Genomic DNA, 16,788 nt, shown 5'->3' with positions numbered 1-16,788 from the left:
TGCGAACCTGGTGAGGCTCGTTGAACCTCGATCGAGCGATGGTCCGCCGACCGGCCGGTCGGCGGACATGGAAACAGCCTCAGCCTTTCAGCTTGACCCACACCTTGTCGCGCAGCGCCATCGCGGCCGGTGAGCAGATCTTCATCGGCTTCAGGCGCTTCTGAAACTCGGGCGGCGGGTTGATCGTCGGGTCCTTCTGCAGTTCGGGCGTCAGGAACTGCGTCGAGCCGACGATCGCATCGTGATAGCGATTGAAGTTCGACGCCTCGGCAATGTTGCGCGGCTCCATCATCCAGTTGATGAAGCGATACGCGTTGTCGCGATTCTTCGCCGCACTCGGGATGACGAAATTGTCGACGTATTGATGCACCCCTTCCCGCGGATACATGAAGACGATGGTCGGCAGCACCTTGTGATACTTGGCCGCGTCGGCGCTCCAGTCGTGATTCATGATGACCTGCCTGGACTGGAAGCGCTCGACCACGCCGTCGTTTGCGTAGGCGAGCAGCGACGGCTTCTGCTTCTCGAGCACCGCGAGCACGCGCTTCGCGTCTTGCGGGTTCTCCGAGCATTCGTCCTGCCCGAGGTACCAGGAGGCCGCCATGTACAGCTCCTCCTGGACGTTCAGCGCGACGATCTTGCCCTTCAGGTACTCCGGCGGCTCGAAGAAGGTCTTCCACGTGTCGGGCAGCACCCCGTTCGGGACGCGCGACGTGTCGTAGACGAGGCCGGTCGTGATCACCTGGTACGGCATCCCGTAATCGCGATTCACGTCGCCGACAGGATGGGCGTACTCGGGCCGGATGTTCCTGGCGTTCGGCAGTTTGGTCTTGTCGAGCTTGTCGATCAGGTTCTGCTTGCCCAGCATCGACACGTAAAGGTCCGAAACGATCACGACGTCGTAGTCGCTGCCGCCGGCCTTCATCTTCGTCGCCACCGCGGCGTCGCTGTCATACGCGGTGAGCGTGACGTCGATCCCGGTTTCCTTCTTGAACTTCTTGAGCAGCTCCACCGGGTAATAGCCCGGCCAGTTGCCGAAACGCAGCACTTGCTCGGCTTGCGCGGATTGCATCATGGCCATGCCGGCCAGGACGACGGTTGCTACGATCTTCATGCTCGCTCCAGGATTGACAGTTGTTTTTCGCTGTTGGCCGCCCGCGAGAGCCAGACCGACAGCAGCGCGGCGCCGAACGAAAAGAACAGCACGATCGTCGCAAGCGCATTCACGTTGGGTTTGACGCCCCGCGTAATGAGGCCGTAGATGTACATCGGCAGTGTCGTCGTCGCCGTCCCCGACAAGAAGTACGTCGTCACGAAATCGTCGATCGACACGACGAAGGCGAGTGCGAAGCCTGCCGCGACCCCGGTGCGGATCAGCGGCCAGACGATCTGCCGAAACACGCGCCAGCGATTGGCGCCGAGGTCGGCCGCGGCCTCGAGATACGACGGGTCGATCCTCGACAGCGAGCCGCGAATCGGCAGATACGCGAACGGGAGACAGAAGACCGTGTGACCGAACACGATCGTCCAGAAGTTGAGCTTGACCGCCACGATCGAAAACAGGATGAGCGTGCCGAGCGCGAGCACGATCTCGGGCACGAGCAGCGGCGACGCGACCAGGATTCCCGTGAAGTCCGCCGTTCGCCGCGTGTTGTTCCACAGATGGAGTGCGGTGGGAATGGCGATCAGTGACGACATCGTCGCCGCGAGGGCGGCGATCGCAAAGGACGTGCGGGCGGCCGCGAAAGCGGCGGCGTCGTGCAGCACGGTCACGTATCCGCTCAGCCCGAATCCTTGCCACACGGTCGCCGATCCGCCGTTGTTGAAGCTCAGCGAGACCAGCGCGACGATGGGCGCGTACAGGAACAGGAAGAAGACCCAGGCGAGCGTGCGCAATCCCGGGAACTCACGCACATTGCGCACGCCGGCCTCCCGTCCTTGCATTCATGAGCAGGCGTTTCGCCAGCACGCAGAGCAGCACCAGCGCGTACATCGCCATCGCCAGGGACGCGCCGAGCGGCCAGTTGTGTGCATCGCCGAACTGGAGATTGATCAGGTTGCCCAGCATCATCGACTTCGCGCCGCCCAGCATGTCCGGAATCAGGAACGCGCCGAGTGACGGCACCAGCACCAGCATGCACCCGGACACGATGCCGTGCCGCGCCGAAGGCGCGATGATCCGCGTGACCACCGTCCAGGGTGTCGCACCGAGATCGAACGCGGCGTCGACGATGTTCCAGTTCATGTGTTCGAGGCTCGTGAAGATCGGGAGCACCATGAACGGGATGAATGCGTAGATCAGGCCGATCACCGTCGCGATGTCGGTATACAGGATCGTGGGAACGTGGGCTCCGAACAGGCCGCCGAGCACTGTTGAAATGACGCCGCCGCTCCTCAGAAGCAGGATCCACGCATACAGGCGGACGATCAGGCTGGTCCAGAACGGCACGGTGACGAAGATGAGCAGCCACGTCCGGCGACGGGCGGGTTGCATCGCGATATAGAGCGCGGCCGGGAAGCCGAGCGCGAGGCAGCCGATAGTCGCTGCGATCGACAGCGCGAAAGTCCGAACGGCGATTGCCGCGAGCCCCGTGTTGAGCGTCCAGTTGCCGTCGAAATCCTGCTCGAACAGAACCCGCCAATAGGCATCGGCGCTGAAGCTCCCCCAACGCACGCCGCCCCATTCTTCCGGCGCGGAAATCGACGCGAATGCGATGACGGCCATCGGGAGCACGACACCAGCCACGAGCAGCAGCAGCGCAGGCGCGGCCAGCGACTGCCCGAGCCATGCGGAATTCACCCGGAACCGGGGCAGGAATGCAAAATCGGTCGCGCTCGGTCGAGGTCCCGTCGCCCCGGACACATGGTTTCTCATAACACGTTCGGCCCGCTTTATTATGCTTCGCAACAGGGTTCGTTCGCTTCGCCCCGGTGGTTTTGTATTCAGATCATGTCGATCGTACTTTTGCGGTTTTGTCCCGGATAGTCAATAGGCACTTGGCGACATTCTTAGGCATTTCACGACAAACCGAGCATATACTCTCGTGAAATCCGGCACCCGATACCGACGCATTCGGATGGAGCACGCGATGAACGGCTCGATGGATTCAACACTTGACCATGTCGATGAAATTCAAACTCCGGTTTCGCTTCACACCGTCTCGATCGTCGTCGATCTGCTTGGCGAGGCCGGCATCGCTGCGGAGGCGGTATTGCGAGGCGCCGATATCTCCGTTCAGCAGCTCGAGAACGACGAAGTGTCGATCACGTATGCGCAGGAGCTCGCCGTGCTGGAGAACGCCAGGCGCCTGTCGCGGGACCCCGCGCTCGGCTTGAAGATCGGGCAGGCGATCCACGTTTCGATCGGCGGGGTGCGCGGCTACGCGATGCAATGTGCGCCGACCTTTGGCGAGGCATGGCAATTCGCATGCGACCATCCGCTCACCGGCGAGTCGTATTTCAGAATGAGAGTGGAAGAGCATGGGGATCTGGCGTCGATCGTCGTGGACGGATATCGCTTCAACGAAAACCTGCGGCAGTTGAATACGGAAATCTGCGTGGCCGCGATTCGGACCGAGTCGGAAGACATGCTCGGTTATCCGGCGCCATTTACGAAAATTGAATTTTCGCTGCCAAAATCAAAAGTCCCGAAACGAACGTTCAAGAAAATGTTCGGCTGTCCGGTCGAATTCAATGCGCCGCATACCCGGATCATTTTTCCCGCCTGGTTGCTGATGTCGAAGCTCCGGTTCTCGAATCGGGCGGTCTTCCGGCAATTGTTGCCGCGCTGCAATCAGCTGGAATGGCAGCTGGCCAATCACACGAAGCAGTCGATCACGGCGCGGGTGACCCAGCTCCTCTATCAGTCGTGGGCCCGATACCGAAGCCTGAATGCGGTTGCCGACGCGCTCGGCATGAATGCGCGCACGCTGCAGCGCCGGCTCGAGATCGAAGGCGCGAACTTCAATGCGCTGGTGAAGAGCGTGATGATCGATCTCGCGAAGAACTTCCTGCAGAACCCGGCGATCGCCTTGTTCGACGTCGCCGAAAAGCTGGGCTATTTCGACGTCGCCACGTTCAGCCGGGCGTTTGCCCGCATTTCAGGCGAGAAGCCCGGCGCCTATCGGAAGTTGCTGTTGTCCGGGCAGCGAGAGGGGTTGTAGCAAGGGGGCGGCTGCCTGGTCCGCCAGCCTTCAATCCCGGCATTGACGGGTCGGATGGCTTTCGCAAATTCCGGAACATCGCGCGCGCAAAGCGGCTTGAAATTTCGGGTTCGAATTCATAGCATTGTCGAAAGCCATGCTCGCCAGCACCACAAGCAGAACAGCACCGATCAAGGACAGGAAAAACGGGCCGCCGCCGCCGCGCATGTCCACATTCCGGGGAATCATGAACGCGCGATCCACTGCGCAACGGCAGCCTGATGCCGCTGTCCCGATCTCCCTGCAAGCGGCGCATGCGAACGCGCGCCGGACATTGATCCGCGTTTTCCCTGATGCAGAAACGGCGGCGCAGGCCGATGTTGCAGGCAAGGCGTGAGAATTCAATACGAGGGCCATCATGACGACGCCGGCAACCCACAGCGCAACAGGCGGCAGCACGACAGTCGATGCGACGCAGCCGGCCGACGAGTCGCCCGCCGCGCCGGTGATCCTGCTCGTCGACGACGAGCCCGCGGTGCTGTCGGCGCTCAAGCGCCTGCTCAGGCCGGCGCGCTATGAGGTGCTGACCGCCGACGGCGGCGAGGCGGCGCTCGAGCTCCTGGCGTCGACCGAAGTCGACCTGATCGTATCGGACATGCGCATGCCGCACATGAGCGGCGCGGCGTTCCTCGCCCGCGCGCGGGACTTGCAGCCCGACACGATGCGCATCCTGCTGACCGGCTATTCGGAAATCGACTCGGTGGTGCAGGCGATCAACGAAGGCGGCATCTATCGCTACCTGAACAAGCCGTGGGACGACCACGATTTGCTGCTGACGATCGAACAGGCGCTCGAACAGCGGCGCCTGCGGCGCGAGGCCGCGCGGCTGGCGGCGCTCACGCAGGCGCAGAACGAGACGCTGCGCCAGTTCAATACGGCGCTCGAAACCCAGGTGCGGGCCCGCACCGAGGAACTGGCCCAGACCGTGATGTTCCTCGAAGCGGCGCAGCGCGACCTGAAAAGCAATTTCACGGCGATGGTGCAGATCTGCGCGAGCATGATCGAGCTGCGCTGCGGGGCCGCCAGCGGGCAGTCGATGCGCATCGGCGAAATCGCGCGGCATCTCGCGTTCGCGTCCGAGATGTCCAGCCTTCACGCGCAGGACGTCTATTACGCCGGGCTGCTGCACGGGATCGGCAAGCTGTCGTTGCCCGACGAGCTGCTGCACAAGCCGCTGAGCCGCATGACGACGGACGAGGCGCGGCTGTTCCAGCAGCATCCGCTGCGCGCGCAAATGGTGCTGACGCCGGTTGCGCAGCTTCATCAGGTCGCGTCGATCGTGCTGCACCAGTATGAACGGTTCAACGGCCGCGGCACGCCGGACGGCCTCGCGGGCATCGATATTCCGCTCGGCTCGCGAATCGTCGCGGTCGCGCGCGATTTCGAGGGGCTGCGCCTCGGCGAGATCGGCCCGCCGCATTCCGTCGAACAGGCGCTCGACGTCCTCAAGTCGCAGGCCGGCGTGCGTTACGACCCGCAGATCGTCGAACGCTTCGTTGCGCTGATGCAAAGGCCCGCGACATTGGGCATTGCATCGTCCGTGTCCGAAGTGAAATCCGAGCAGTTGTGCGAAGGGATGCAGCTCGCGGACGACCTGCGCACGCATCGCGGCGTGCTGCTGATGACGAGGGGCAGTGTGATGACGACCCATCAGATCGAACTCGTGCGCCGTTTCGAAGCGCGGGAAGGGACGCCGTTCGACATTCTGGTGCTCGCCGCCCCGAGCGCGCCGAAGCCTGCGCCGGCGGCCGGCGGCCCGGCCGGGTAACGGCGGCGCGGCGCACGACAGGAAGCACGACCTGCCGCACCACGCGGCAACGGCCCACTCACCTGACCGGGCGCGACCATGCAAGGCACTTTTCATCTGCCGCTCGTCCTGCTGTCGCTCGTCATCGCGACGCTGGCGTCCTACACGGCGCTCGATCTGGCTGCGTTCATTTCGCTGCTCGACAAGCCGCGGCTCAGGCGCGCGTGGCTGGGCGGCGGTGCGGCCGCGATGGGCACCGGAATCTGGTCGATGCATTTCGTCGGGATGCTGGCGTTTTCGCTGCCGATTCCCCTCGGCTACGACCTGGTCGAGACGGGCGTATCGCTGGTGATCGCCGTGCTCGTGTCGTACTTCGCGCTGAGCGTGGTGACGCGCGCCACACTGACGCGTTCCCGGCTGCTCGCCGGCGGCGTGCTGATGGGGGGCGGCATCGCCGGCATGCATTACACGGGCATGGCCGCGATGCAGATGCAGCCGGGCATCCGCTACGATCCCGCGCTGTTCGCCGCGTCGATCGGCATCGCCGTGCTGGCGTCGACCGTCGCGCTGTGGCTCGCCCAGGCGCTGCGCACGCGGCAAGCGGGATTTGCGATCGCGCGACGCGCGGGCGCGGCCACGCTCATGGGCATCGCGATCAGCGGCATGCATTACACGGCGATGGCGGCGGCGCATTTCGCGCCGGACGCGCGTTGCGGCGCCGCGAACGGCATCGACACGCCGTGGCTGGCAACGACGGTCGCGCTGTTCACGCTGGCGATCCTGATCGTGACGCTGATGATCTCGCGCTTCGACGCGCGCACGATGTTCCTGCGCGGCATCACCGACATGCTCGAGGACCTCGTGCAGGTGCGGACGGCCGAGCTCGAACAGGCGCTGCGCCGGTACGAGCTGACGACCGAGACGCTGCAGCGCACCCGCGCGCACATGGCGCGCGAGATCGAGGAACGCAAGGCGGCGCAAGCACGCCTCGAACAGGAGAAGGACGAACAGCGGCGCCTGCTGCACGAGCTCGAGGAAACCCACGTTCAACTACTGCAGTCGGAAAAGCTCGCGTCGATCGGCCAGCTCGCGGCCGGCGTCGCGCACGAGATCAACAATCCGATCGGCTTCGTCAGCGCGAATCTCAATACGCTGAAGACGTGGGTCCGCGGTCTGCTCGACGTGGTCGCCGCGCATGAGGCCGCGCTGCCGAGGCACGACGCCGAAACCCGCGTTGCGCTGGCGGCCGCGGGACGCGCGGCGGATATCGACTACATCCGCGGCGAGATCGCGACGCTGATCGATGAATCGATCGACGGGACGATGCGGGTGCGGCGCATCGTGCAGGACCTGCGCGACTTCTCGCGCCCGGGCAGCGACGAATGGAGCGTCGTCGACATCCACGCGGGCCTCGAGAGCACGCTGAACGTCGTCCACAACGAGCTCAAGTACAAGGCCGACGTCGTGCGCGAGTACGGCGACGTGCCGCACGTCGAATGCCTGCCTTCGCAACTGAACCAGGTGTTCATGAACCTGCTCGTCAATGCGGCGCAGGCGATCCCGGGGCGCGGCGTCATCACGATTCGCACGACGAGCGACGGCGACCACGTGACGATCGCGATCAGCGATACCGGAAAGGGCATGCCGCCCGACATCATGCGCCGGATCTTCGATCCGTTCTTCACGACCAAGCCGGTCGGGCAGGGGACCGGGCTCGGGCTGTCGGTGTCGCACGGAATCGTCGAGCGTCATCGCGGCGTCATCGATGTGACGAGCGAGCCGGGGCGCGGTTCGACTTTCTCGATCCGATTGCCGATCCGGCATGAGCGCGACGAGGCGAATGCCGCCGTGTTAAAGGATGAGGCGTGAATGTTCGGCTTGTATCGCGTATTGCGCAACTAACGGTCTAGCCGCCCCTAACCCGCCAACCGCGCCCCGGATTCCCGGGGCGCGGTAAAGGCTTGCCGTCAGGCGGGGAGGGCCTTCCGAAACGTCATGGTGGACCTGCCCTATGCTGTATCATTCCGAGCCGTTAGCAAAATGAAGCGTGCGAGGGAACGAGTCTCACGCCGGCAGTAAGTCATGGCATTGATTAACGGGCCGCCATGAACAATTGATTCAAACAAAACACAAATAGTATTGAAAGTGCGTGAGACCAGAGATTTACCGCTTGTCGTCGATCTCGACGGCACGCTGACAACAACCGACACGCTGGCTGAATCCGTCATCCGTGCCGTCCGGCGCAAGCCGGCGAACCTGCTGCGATTTCCGTTCTGGCTCGCCAGCGGCCGCAGCACGTTCAAGGCCAGGATTGCGGAGCAGGCCGATCTGCGCGTCGAACATTTGCCTTATCGAGCGCCGTTGGTCGAGTATCTCGAACAAGAGCAGCAGCGAGGCCGCAAGATCATCCTCGCGACGGCCGCGCATCGCTCGATCGCGGAACGGGTCGGCGAGCATCTCGACCTGTTCGACGAAGTCATCGCGACCGATGGCGAGACCAACCTGAAAGGCGAAGCGAAGCTGGAGAGCATTCGCAAGCACGTCGGCGAGCGTTTCGTCTATGCGGGCGACAGCAAGGCCGATCTTCCTGTCTGGGCCGCGGCGCAGGGCGCGATTCTCGCGGGTGCCGCACCGGCCGTGACCGCGACGATTCGCGACACCGTTCGCGTCGAACGCGAGTTTTCGAACGAGTGCGCCAACGTCGCGACCTGGTGCAAGGCGCTGCGCGTGCATCAATGGCTGAAGAACCTGTTGCTGTTCGTGCCGTTGCTCACGGCGTTCGCATTCTTCGATGCCGACAAGATCGGGACCTTGGTGCTGGCGTTTTTCGCGCTGTCCCTTGGCGCGTCCGCGACTTACATCGCCAACGATCTGTGGGATCTCGACAACGACCGCCGTCATCCGCGCAAGCGCAATCGCCCGTTCGCGAAAGGCACGCTGTCGATCGCGCAGGGGATCGGCGGCGGCGCCGTGCTGCTGATGCTGGCATTTGTGCTCGCCTGCGCGGTATCGGCGCAATTCGCGGCGATGTTCGTCGTGTACCTGATGTTGACCACCGCGTACAGCTGGCGGCTGAAGTCGATCGTGCTGCTCGACGTCATCGTGCTGTCGCTCCTGTACACGCACCGAATCGTTGCCGGTGCCGTGGCGGTCGGCATCGCCGTCAGCCACTGGCTGCTCGCGTTCTCGGTCCTCACGTTCCTGAGCCTCGCGCTCGTCAAGCGCTGTTCGGAGCTCGTGCTGCTGCGGCGGAGCGACAAGCGCGAGTCCGCCGGTCGCGACTACCGGGTCGGCGACCTCGAAGTGATGTGGCCGTTCGGCATCGGCGCATCGCTTGCCGCGGTAGTCGTGTTCGGGCTCTTCATCAGCGCCCCCGAAACGGCCGCGCGTTATGCGTCGCCGCATTTGCTCTGGCTCGTGCAGATCGCGTTGATCTATCTGTTCGGCCGGCTGTGGGTCACGACGGTGCGCGGGGCGATGCACGACGACCCGATCGTGCACCTGCTCGAGAACCGCGGCAGCCTCGGGGTGCTGCTCGTGATGGTGGCGATCGTGCTGGTCGCGCATTTCCTGCCGATCCTGTAATTGGAACAATCAATACCCATGACGGAAAAGAATCAAAAGAGAGTGGCGGCGTTCTGCCGTTTCGCGATCGTCTACGTGATGCTGTTCATCTGCGCAGGCAACATCACCAACAGCATGCTGCTGAAATGGGGGTTCCGCGACGACCAGGGCGGGAATTTTGCGACCAGCTACAGCCTGGTCGGCATGATGAACGGCGACGCGCCGAAGCCGTTCGCCTATCGCTCGTCGTTTCCGCAGGCCGCGAAGTGGCTGACCGAGCGGCTCGATCCGGAGACGCAGCAAAAACTCTACCGTTCGATCACGCGCCACGATTCGCTGCGCAACGCCTATTTCTCGGGCGTGCCGAGCGAGTACTGGACACCGGTCGTCGCGATCACCTATCACCTGACGTACATCGCGATCGTGTTGTCGATGCTGTTCGCGCTGCTGCTGGTCTACAAGCTCGCACGCCTGCACGGACTGAACTTCGGCCAGTCGGTCGGCTTTCTTGCCGCATTCAGTTTTATCTATCCGCTGACGTTTCAGCAAGGCGGGTACTACTACGATTTCTTCGAGATTCTCGGCGCGCTCGGTGCGTGCTATTTCCTGCTACGGCAGCGCATGGTGGTGTGCACGCTGCTGATCGCGATCTTCTCGCTGAACAAGGAAACGTTCTTCCTCGTTCCGCTCGCGCTGTTCTTCCTGCACGACAGCGACGTCGCGCTGTCGAAGCGGTTCGGCTGGCTTGCCGCGCAGCTCGCGATCTGCTTCGCGACGCGCCACTTCATCATGAGCGGCTATGCCAATAACGCCGGCGACTTCGTCGCCTTCCAGCTGTGGGGCAACCTGAAATTCTGGGTGAATCCGGCGTCCTATCTGTCGTTCTACAACCTGGTCGGCAAGGGCATTTTCACGCCGAGCCTGGAGAATCCGCTGATGCTGGTGCCGCTCGCGGTGTTCTTCCGTACGGCGTGGCGCAATACGCCGGCGCGTTATCGCCGCTACTTCCTCGCGGCCTTCGTCCCGGTGGTGCTGCTGTTCCTGCTGTTCGGTTGCCGCGACGAGGCACGTAATTTCTCGGTCGTGTTTCCGGCGATCATCCTGATCGCGCTGCATGGCGCAACCCGGTTCGACGCGATCTTCGGCGGCCGGGCAGCGGCCGACCATGGCGGAGCGACGCGTACGCCGCGTGTATCCGGCATTGCCGAGGTGAGGGAGACCGCGTGATGAACTGGCTGATCCTCGCCGCAAGCGGCGCGTTCGGCGGACTGGCAAGCGTGCTGCTACGCATCGCCGCGATGCAAGGCGCGGCGGCCGGCGCTTCGGCGCTGTTGCCGTGGGTGCTGCGCGGTGCGGCGATCGGCGCATACGGCGCCGGTTTCGTGCTGTATGCGTTCGCGCTGCGCAAGGCGAACCTGAGTGTCGCTTATCCGTTGATGGTCGCGATTTCGATTCTTGTCGTGCTCGGCTTCACGGCATTGCATGAACATGTGCTGCGTCCGACTCAGACGGTGGGTGCGCTGGTCATTCTCGTCGGCATCTGGTTGGTGACACGGTCCGCGTAAGACAGCAAAGACATGACGATCGACGGGTGGCCTGTCTTCGCGATCGGCGATTGAGATTGCCGCCGAGCGTCCGGAACCATGCGTCGATCGGCGCGGCATCGACGTATCGGCAGGGTGACGAAATTCGGCGCGCCACGCAGATGCGACAAGTTCAGAACTTCAGCGCCAGCATTGCGATGCCGAATGCAAAAAAAGCGAGCGCACTGATGCGCGACAGCAGGCGGGAGGCATCTGGGCGACCGAGGTAGGCCTTGGTCCTGCTGGCAATGCCGGCATATGTCGCGTGCACCAGTGCGAGTGCGACGCAGTAGGTGGCAATCGCCGCGATCAGCCTTGGCAACGACGCATTGCCGTTGCGTCCGTGGCGAACTGCGGGAGCACGGAGAGAAAAAAGAGCAGGGACTTGGGATTGCTCGTCTGGAGCAGCGTGCCCTTGAGCAACAGCGACCCGTGCCGAACAGTATCCGTCGACAAACCCGACGCCCGAGGATTAAAGCATGTTAGGCACTTTTGCTAAGGTCTACATTCAGGTCGTTGACGACGCAGCCAGAACTTGGCCCCCTCGGTCTGCTCGATCCAGAGGCCGAGCACGTCGCGTGTGTCGTCGCGGTGCACGCCCAGCCCCAGGCAGATCGCCTTGTTGCGAACCACGCCTTCGTTACGCATCTTGACGCGCAAGGCGTCGAAGAACACCACCGGATATATCGGCTCGAGCGGCCGCTGCCGGGCACCAGTTGATTGATCAGCTCCGGGTCAAGGTTCAAGCCCTTGCCCGGTTCTATCGTCACTTCTTCCTTGCGTTTGCGTCGCATAAAAGTGGCTCCTTGGCCGTCAGTTTATGCCTCACACACACGGTTTCGGACAGGCTCGTCGTATCCGCTCGGTCGACGATTTCACGAACGTTCGTCGTGCCGCATCACCACATATAGCGGACACCCATATTCCCGCTTACGCCTCGGCGGCGCTCACCGCCGACGTTATGCTCATAGCGAGCGGAAGCATACAGGTTGCCGTGTTTTCCGTAGCTCACGGTGAAGCCGAGCCCGACGTCGAGCCAAGTACGTGACAGCGTGGTGTCGATCGGCGTCCCGCCCACAACGGTTTGGCCCGGCGAGATAAAATCGCGCAGCAGGTTGGCGGTGAAGTACGGCGTTAGCGCGCTGGATTTCGTCGCGTTTTCCATGTCGGAGCGCAGCAGACGGAAACCGATGCGTCCGCGCAGCGCATGGGTCGTGGTGCCCGAAATGGCGGACACGTTGTCATTGAAGCCCTTCAGGTTCAGGTATTGATAAGCGAGTTGAATCTGCGGTTCGAAAGCGACCGGCAACCGCGGTACCTGAAAGGCTTTGCCAAGCTCTTCGGATACCGCTGCGCCAAACCCGTTCTGGCCCGCCGTATTACCGGTGATATCGCCATACCGATTGTGGTAGTGATTGAATTGAATGACGCTGTCGGCATAAGCGCCATCCGTGAAATACCGGGTCCAATAGCCGCCGAAACCTTGCGTTTGCGTTTCGACCGTGCCGGTTGCCGTGCCGAGTCCCACGATGCTGCGCATTCGATCGGAGAAGTCCGCCGATGCGGAACCGAAGTTCAGCGTGACGCCTGCATGGGTGCTGCCCCCTGCCGCATCGCGCGCGAATGTCCAGTCCTTGCCGAATTGCACGAACATGCTTCGGCTGTCTGCCGAAAAGCGCGAGATCGCGTCCGCCTGCAACGTCTGTCCTTCGATACGGCCCCATACGCCATCGGCACCCGTATTTTGCGGCGCGGCCGCGCCCGGAACGTCGCCTACTCGCCGATGAAGCGTGCCAAGCATGGAAAAGCCCAGATTGGCATTCAGCTGCGGCGTCATCACATAGCCGACCGTGCCGGGGCGATAGGCGATCGGGGCTGACTGAATGGCCGGCGCATCTTGAGTGGTGAGGTTGTCGCCGGCCGGCACTGACCCGGAATGGTCGGTCGAGGACGAATCGTCTGCCGTGGACGCTTCGGATGACGAAGACTGGCTTTCCAGCGTCGAGCGCAGATACCAGTTGCCATTGGTTGCGTTGCTACCCGTGCCGCCTTTGTACAGCGTGTAGACGTAGGCGCCTGCCTCGATCTGCGCGGACTGCGTGAACGTGCCGCCGGATATGCCGTCGACCTGAATCACCTTGATGCCGTCGCCTGTGGTGAGCGCACCGAGCCCTTGCGCGTTGACGATCTGCACGCCGGTATTGCCCGAGGTGGAGCCCTGCACATGCAGCAGGTCGGTGACCGATGAAGAGTCGCCGAGCACCGTATTCATCACCAGCCGGCCGTCATTGCCTGCGTAATCCCCGGTCACGGTGAGCGTGGTTCCCGCCGTCGTGCCGAAGTGGACGGTGCCACTATTGCTCACGCCTGCAACGGTCTGGCTGAACCCGTTCAGATCGAGCATGGCGCCGCCGGCGACGGCGAAGCTCGACATCGCGCTGAACGCGCCGGTCGATCCCGCCTGCAAGGTGCCGGTGCTGACCGTGGTGTTGCCCGAATACGTATTCTCGCCCGAAAGCGTCAGGGTGCCGGTGCCGGTTTTTCGTAGCGAGCCGGTGCCGGCGATCGCGGCGTTCAGCGCCGCATCGAATTCGCCGGTATCGAAGATGCCGCCGTTGGCGCCCAGCGTCACGCCGCCTGCATTGAGCTGCGCCGGCCCAAGATAGCGCACGGTGCCGTTGTCGAGCGTCAACGAACTGACGTTCGACGCCCCCGTCACATTCCATATCGAGCTGTTTTGCAGCGTGGCATCCAGGGTTGAGGCGGAATCCACGTCGGCGGTACCGGTCAGGGTGGACCCATCGGCCACGACGTTCAGCGTAGCGCCGCTGTCGGCGATCATCGCATGGTTGCCCGCCGTGACCGTCGAGTTGTCGAGGCTCACGGACAGCGCCGCGCCGCTCGCATGCAGGCCGTTGGCCTGCGCCGATTCCAGTGTGCTGTCGACAAAGCTGGCCGAGGCGGCGGCCGTCGTGTCGTACGCCGCGCCGTAGACGACGTCAGAACCCGCGCCGGTCGCCTTCAGCGTGCTGTCCGCCACCGACAGGTTGGTGCCGCCCGCGACATAGGCAGCCGGCGCATTCTGCCCCGAAGTGCTGATCGTCAGGCCCGACGCGGTAATGGACGGCGCGGTCGTGCCGACGTCGCCGGACGTCGCCGGCATGCCGGCGACCACGAGCCCCCATGCATCATCGCCGGACGTCGAGACGGAACCGCCTTTCAGCTGCATCTGTGCGCCAAACAGCGCGGCTGCACCGAAACTGCTGGCGCCCGACGTAAGCACCCCGACGTTCGCTGCGTTCAGCGTGGCGTTGTCCGACGCGAGCAGACCGGTCGAATTGTCGCCGGTCGTGGTGACCGTGCTGTTCGAAATCTGGATGACGTTCTCGGTCGTGCCGTTGCCGACCACGCCTTGCGCACCGATCTGGACGCCCCGCGCATTGCTGCCCGCGGTGACGATCGACACGTCGTCGAGCGTGATTAACCCGCCTCCCTGATTGTATGCGCCGATGCTGTTGTTGCCCGAGGTAGAAACGGTGATGCCGGTTGCGGTCAGGTTCGACCCCGTGCCGATGGCATACAAGCCGTATGCGTTTTGTCCGGAAGTGTTGACCGAGCCGTCTTGCAGCATGATCGTACTGTTGTCGCTTGCTTCTATGCCGTGCGACCAGTTTCCCGAGGTCGTTACCACGGTATTGTCGAGTGCCGCCGTCGCATTGCCGAACAGCGCATGGACGGCCGGCGATTGCGATCCGGTGGTCGCCACCGAACTGTCACTGAGCTTAACGTTGCCGCCATATGAAACATAGACGGCCTGCGCATTGCTACCCGCCGTCGAAATGTCGGCCGAACCGGTTGCGGTGCCGCCGTTGGTCACGAAAAGGCCATATCCGCTCACGAAGTTGCTGGTCGTCGAGATGATGCCGTCGACCGTAACAGTCGAGCCGCCGGTAACGGAAACGGCCTGAGCGCGAACCAGGGGCGACGCGAGCAACAGAACGGCTGCCGCGATACTCTTCTTCCGAAACCATTGAGATGACGCAATACTTCGAATCATGTGGTACCTTGCTCTCTTCTTTTACAAATTGGAATTATCAGGAGTGCGGAGAAAGCGCAGAATGCCTTCTACAATGCGTAGTAGCTTGGATTCTTACGTCGGGTCGGTCTATAGAAGAAACCTTAAAATCGATGGGAGCTCGAGCGACTCAACGGGCGTTGGTTCAGAACTGCAGACCGAAACTGCGCGCATATGCCTCGACAAGCGCCGTTCGAAGGGAGAAACAAACCGCATCGCGGCGACCGCAAATGGGTCAATGGCTGGTGGCCCGAACAGATTTCCAACCGGCTGCCGAAGACTTTCCGGATGACGAAGCCATGCTCGCGCACCTGCCTCGGGAGAATGGCTATGGGTTGACTCTCCGGACGAAGAACGGACCTGCGCCGGCTGTCTACGGAGCGATCACGATGGCCAATACGCTCAAGAAGACCGTGACTGACATGCCTGCCCGGTTGTGGCGGTCATTGACTTGGGATCGTGGCAAGGAACTATCCGATCACGCCCGTTTTCACCATTGATTCCGGGGTAAAGGCATTCTTCGCCGACCTGCACGGTCCATGGCAGCGTGGCACTCAAGACGCTGAAGGTCGAAAGGATCTATCAGACCCACTACGAAACGCGCGCCCAAGCCCGCTGAATATCGTCGACTGGATCGAGAGCAATTGCAATCGCCAACGCCTGCATACCTCAATCGACTACCTCGCCCCCGTCGAATACGAGGCCAGGTTGATCGCAGCATGAGTCGCTGTACGTGGAAACGAGGCAGGGTCGCTTTGCGCTACGTGTGGGTCGGTGCGCAGCAACTGATGCCGTTGGCCGGTATTCGTCGGAACGCAACGAGGCTCGTGGTCGATTCGGCTGCACTGGTTTGGTGTGAATTTGTATGATTAATAAAGGCGTCGAAATTTCATCTCAGATATTGGGAAGTTTGAATTCCGTTGAAAATGAGCCGGAATCACGTCGTCCGACGTCTTGCTTTTTTATCGGCCTCTCTGCAAAATTGTGAAGCGAATAATTACATTCTTAAACCCGTTTCATCTATACGGATCGTAGGGGGTAGGGATGCAGGCAAGGCGAATGCAGTGCAATCTCGCAGCCGTTCTGCTGGCGATGCTCCATATAGGAGCGGCTTACTCGCAGACCGCCACGACCGGCACCATCAATTTCACCGGCAGCATTACCGATGTTCCGTGCGAAATCGATACAACCGCTACGAGCAACGCTGTGACCATGGGCAAGGTCTTCGCGAACGACTTCAATGGCGTAGGATCGACGACCGGCGCCACCGCGTTCAAGATTGTCCTCAAGAATTGCGGTGCATCGACGACGGGTGCGACGGTGCTCTTCACGGGTACGACGGACAGCGCCAATCCCACGGCGCTCCAAACGACGGTCGGTGGCGCGGGCGGGGTTGCATTACAGCTCGTCGACGACGCCGGCACGCCGATCAGCATCGGCTCGAGCAGCAAGGCCTACACGATTGCCGAGGGCGACAATACGTTCAATTTCGCGGCGCGTTACATTGCGACGTCCGCGACCGTGACTGGCGGTGCAGCCAATGCCACGGCGCTATTCGCACTGACATATAAGTAGCGCGCGTCGAATATCGACTCGCCTGCGAGCGTGCGAGGATAC

14 protein-coding genes and 3 pseudogenes are annotated in these 16,788 nt (G+C 62.5%); 9 read left to right on the top strand and 8 right to left on the bottom strand.

The window, feature by feature from the left end; all coding sequences use genetic code 11:
* Nucleotides 1-79: 79 nt before the first annotated feature.
* The 3 genes from KY49_RS16210 to KY49_RS16200 are packed head-to-tail and all read right to left on the bottom strand — an operon-like array spanning nt 80 to nt 2,800.
* A complete protein-coding gene (locus KY49_RS16210) occupies nt 80-1,114 on the bottom strand; it encodes an extracellular solute-binding protein (protein WP_042585617.1) in 1,035 nt (344 codons plus the stop codon).
* Entirely contained in the window at nt 1,111-1,923 is an 813-nt protein-coding gene (locus KY49_RS16205; protein WP_231636440.1) for an ABC transporter permease, read from the bottom strand. The genes KY49_RS16210 and KY49_RS16205 overlap by 4 nt, the downstream gene beginning before the upstream one ends.
* Nucleotides 1,907-2,800 carry an ABC transporter permease gene (locus KY49_RS16200; RefSeq protein ID WP_042585615.1) on the bottom strand — a complete coding sequence of 298 codons (894 nt, stop codon included), beginning with the start codon at nt 2,798-2,800 and terminating at the stop codon, nt 1,907-1,909. Before KY49_RS16200 ends, KY49_RS16205 begins: the two co-directional genes overlap by 17 nt.
* A gap of 289 nt (nt 2,801-3,089) precedes the next feature.
* On the opposite strand from KY49_RS16200, the gene KY49_RS16195 reads away from it, so the two are divergent.
* A complete protein-coding gene (locus tag KY49_RS16195) occupies nt 3,090-4,163 on the top strand; it encodes an AraC family transcriptional regulator (RefSeq protein WP_177316601.1) in 1,074 nt (357 codons plus the stop codon).
* A gap of 30 nt (nt 4,164-4,193) precedes the next feature.
* Here KY49_RS16195 and KY49_RS37385 read toward each other — a convergent pair whose 3' ends face one another.
* Nucleotides 4,194-4,562 carry a hypothetical protein gene (locus KY49_RS37385; RefSeq protein ID WP_146021010.1) on the bottom strand — a complete coding sequence of 123 codons (369 nt, stop codon included), beginning with the start codon at nt 4,560-4,562 and terminating at the stop codon, nt 4,194-4,196.
* On the opposite strand from KY49_RS37385, the gene KY49_RS16190 reads away from it, so the two are divergent.
* The 5 genes from KY49_RS16190 (at nt 4,561) to KY49_RS16170 (ending at nt 11,078) form a co-directional block, all read left to right on the top strand.
* Nucleotides 4,561-5,970, top strand: a complete 1,410-nt coding sequence (locus KY49_RS16190; RefSeq protein WP_042585613.1) for an HD domain-containing phosphohydrolase — start codon at nt 4,561-4,563, stop codon at nt 5,968-5,970. The two genes, KY49_RS37385 and KY49_RS16190, sit on opposite strands and share 2 nt — an antisense overlap.
* A gap of 78 nt (nt 5,971-6,048) precedes the next feature.
* The gene (locus KY49_RS16185) at nt 6,049-7,818 is read left to right on the top strand and encodes a histidine kinase (protein WP_042585612.1); all 1,770 of its coding nucleotides are present in this window, start codon (nt 6,049-6,051) and stop codon (nt 7,816-7,818) included.
* A gap of 276 nt (nt 7,819-8,094) precedes the next feature.
* Entirely contained in the window at nt 8,095-9,534 is a 1,440-nt protein-coding gene (locus KY49_RS16180) for a UbiA family prenyltransferase (protein WP_042585864.1), read from the top strand.
* An 18-nt stretch (nt 9,535-9,552) separates the two neighbouring features.
* Nucleotides 9,553-10,740 (top strand): hypothetical protein, encoded by a 1,188-nt coding sequence (locus KY49_RS16175; RefSeq protein ID WP_231636439.1) that lies wholly within the window; start codon nt 9,553-9,555, stop codon nt 10,738-10,740.
* Nucleotides 10,740-11,078, top strand: a complete 339-nt coding sequence (locus tag KY49_RS16170; RefSeq protein WP_042585611.1) for a multidrug SMR transporter — start codon at nt 10,740-10,742, stop codon at nt 11,076-11,078. The genes KY49_RS16175 and KY49_RS16170 overlap by 1 nt, the downstream gene beginning before the upstream one ends.
* A 151-nt stretch (nt 11,079-11,229) precedes the next feature.
* On the opposite strand, the gene KY49_RS16165 is transcribed toward KY49_RS16170, so the two are convergent.
* From KY49_RS16165 to KY49_RS16155, 4 genes and pseudogenes are all read right to left on the bottom strand, one after another.
* Nucleotides 11,230-11,418, bottom strand: a complete 189-nt coding sequence (locus tag KY49_RS16165; protein WP_042585610.1) for a hypothetical protein — start codon at nt 11,416-11,418, stop codon at nt 11,230-11,232.
* Complete coding sequence (locus KY49_RS39305) at nt 11,406-11,552, bottom strand: LysE family transporter (protein WP_369679245.1); 147 nt, start codon at nt 11,550-11,552, stop codon at nt 11,406-11,408. The genes KY49_RS16165 and KY49_RS39305 overlap by 13 nt, the downstream gene beginning before the upstream one ends.
* Before the next feature lie 66 nt (nt 11,553-11,618).
* Nucleotides 11,619-11,804, bottom strand: a pseudogene (locus KY49_RS16160) (transposase); the annotation flags it as partial.
* 190 nt (nt 11,805-11,994) lie between these two features.
* A complete protein-coding gene (locus KY49_RS16155; protein ID WP_082062396.1) occupies nt 11,995-15,153 on the bottom strand; it encodes an autotransporter family protein in 3,159 nt (1,052 codons plus the stop codon).
* Between the two features lie 141 nt (nt 15,154-15,294).
* Here KY49_RS16155 and KY49_RS35750 point away from each other — a divergent pair.
* The 3 genes and pseudogenes from KY49_RS35750 to KY49_RS16150 form a co-directional block, all read left to right on the top strand.
* Nucleotides 15,295-15,732 (top strand): annotated as a pseudogene (locus KY49_RS35750) (IS30 family transposase); the annotation flags it as partial.
* Nucleotides 15,728-15,894: pseudogene (locus KY49_RS37380) on the top strand (IS3 family transposase); the annotation flags it as partial. The pseudogenes KY49_RS35750 and KY49_RS37380, both read left to right, overlap by 5 nt.
* 321 nt (nt 15,895-16,215) lie before the next feature.
* Nucleotides 16,216-16,746, top strand: a complete 531-nt coding sequence (locus KY49_RS16150; protein WP_052495729.1) for a fimbrial protein — start codon at nt 16,216-16,218, stop codon at nt 16,744-16,746.
* Nucleotides 16,747-16,788 lie beyond the last annotated feature (42 nt).

It is taken from the genome of Burkholderia sp. MSHR3999, assembly GCF_000833595.1.
GTDB lineage: Bacteria > Pseudomonadota > Gammaproteobacteria > Burkholderiales > Burkholderiaceae > Burkholderia > Burkholderia ubonensis.
Note: the sequence above shows the minus strand (reverse complement) of the source record. Positions and strands in the feature narration are given on the sequence as shown.

What these genes read in the sequence shown, in the direction of transcription:
- KY49_RS16190 (WP_042585613.1), top strand. Translation starts at nt 4,561, where the DNA reads ATGACGACGCCGGCAACCCACAGCGCAACAGGCGGCAGCACGACAGTC.
- KY49_RS16155 (WP_082062396.1), bottom strand. Translation starts at nt 15,153, where the DNA reads ATGATTCGAAGTATTGCGTCATCTCAATGGTTTCGGAAGAAGAGTATC.
- KY49_RS16170 (WP_042585611.1), top strand. Translation starts at nt 10,740, where the DNA reads ATGAACTGGCTGATCCTCGCCGCAAGCGGCGCGTTCGGCGGACTGGCA.
- KY49_RS37385 (WP_146021010.1), bottom strand. Translation starts at nt 4,562, where the DNA reads ATGATGGCCCTCGTATTGAATTCTCACGCCTTGCCTGCAACATCGGCC.
- KY49_RS16150 (WP_052495729.1), top strand. Translation starts at nt 16,216, where the DNA reads ATGCAGGCAAGGCGAATGCAGTGCAATCTCGCAGCCGTTCTGCTGGCG.
- KY49_RS16210 (WP_042585617.1), bottom strand. Translation starts at nt 1,114, where the DNA reads ATGAAGATCGTAGCAACCGTCGTCCTGGCCGGCATGGCCATGATGCAA.
- KY49_RS16195 (WP_177316601.1), top strand. Translation starts at nt 3,090, where the DNA reads ATGAACGGCTCGATGGATTCAACACTTGACCATGTCGATGAAATTCAA.
- KY49_RS16175 (WP_231636439.1), top strand. Translation starts at nt 9,553, where the DNA reads ATGACGGAAAAGAATCAAAAGAGAGTGGCGGCGTTCTGCCGTTTCGCG.
- KY49_RS16185 (WP_042585612.1), top strand. Translation starts at nt 6,049, where the DNA reads ATGCAAGGCACTTTTCATCTGCCGCTCGTCCTGCTGTCGCTCGTCATC.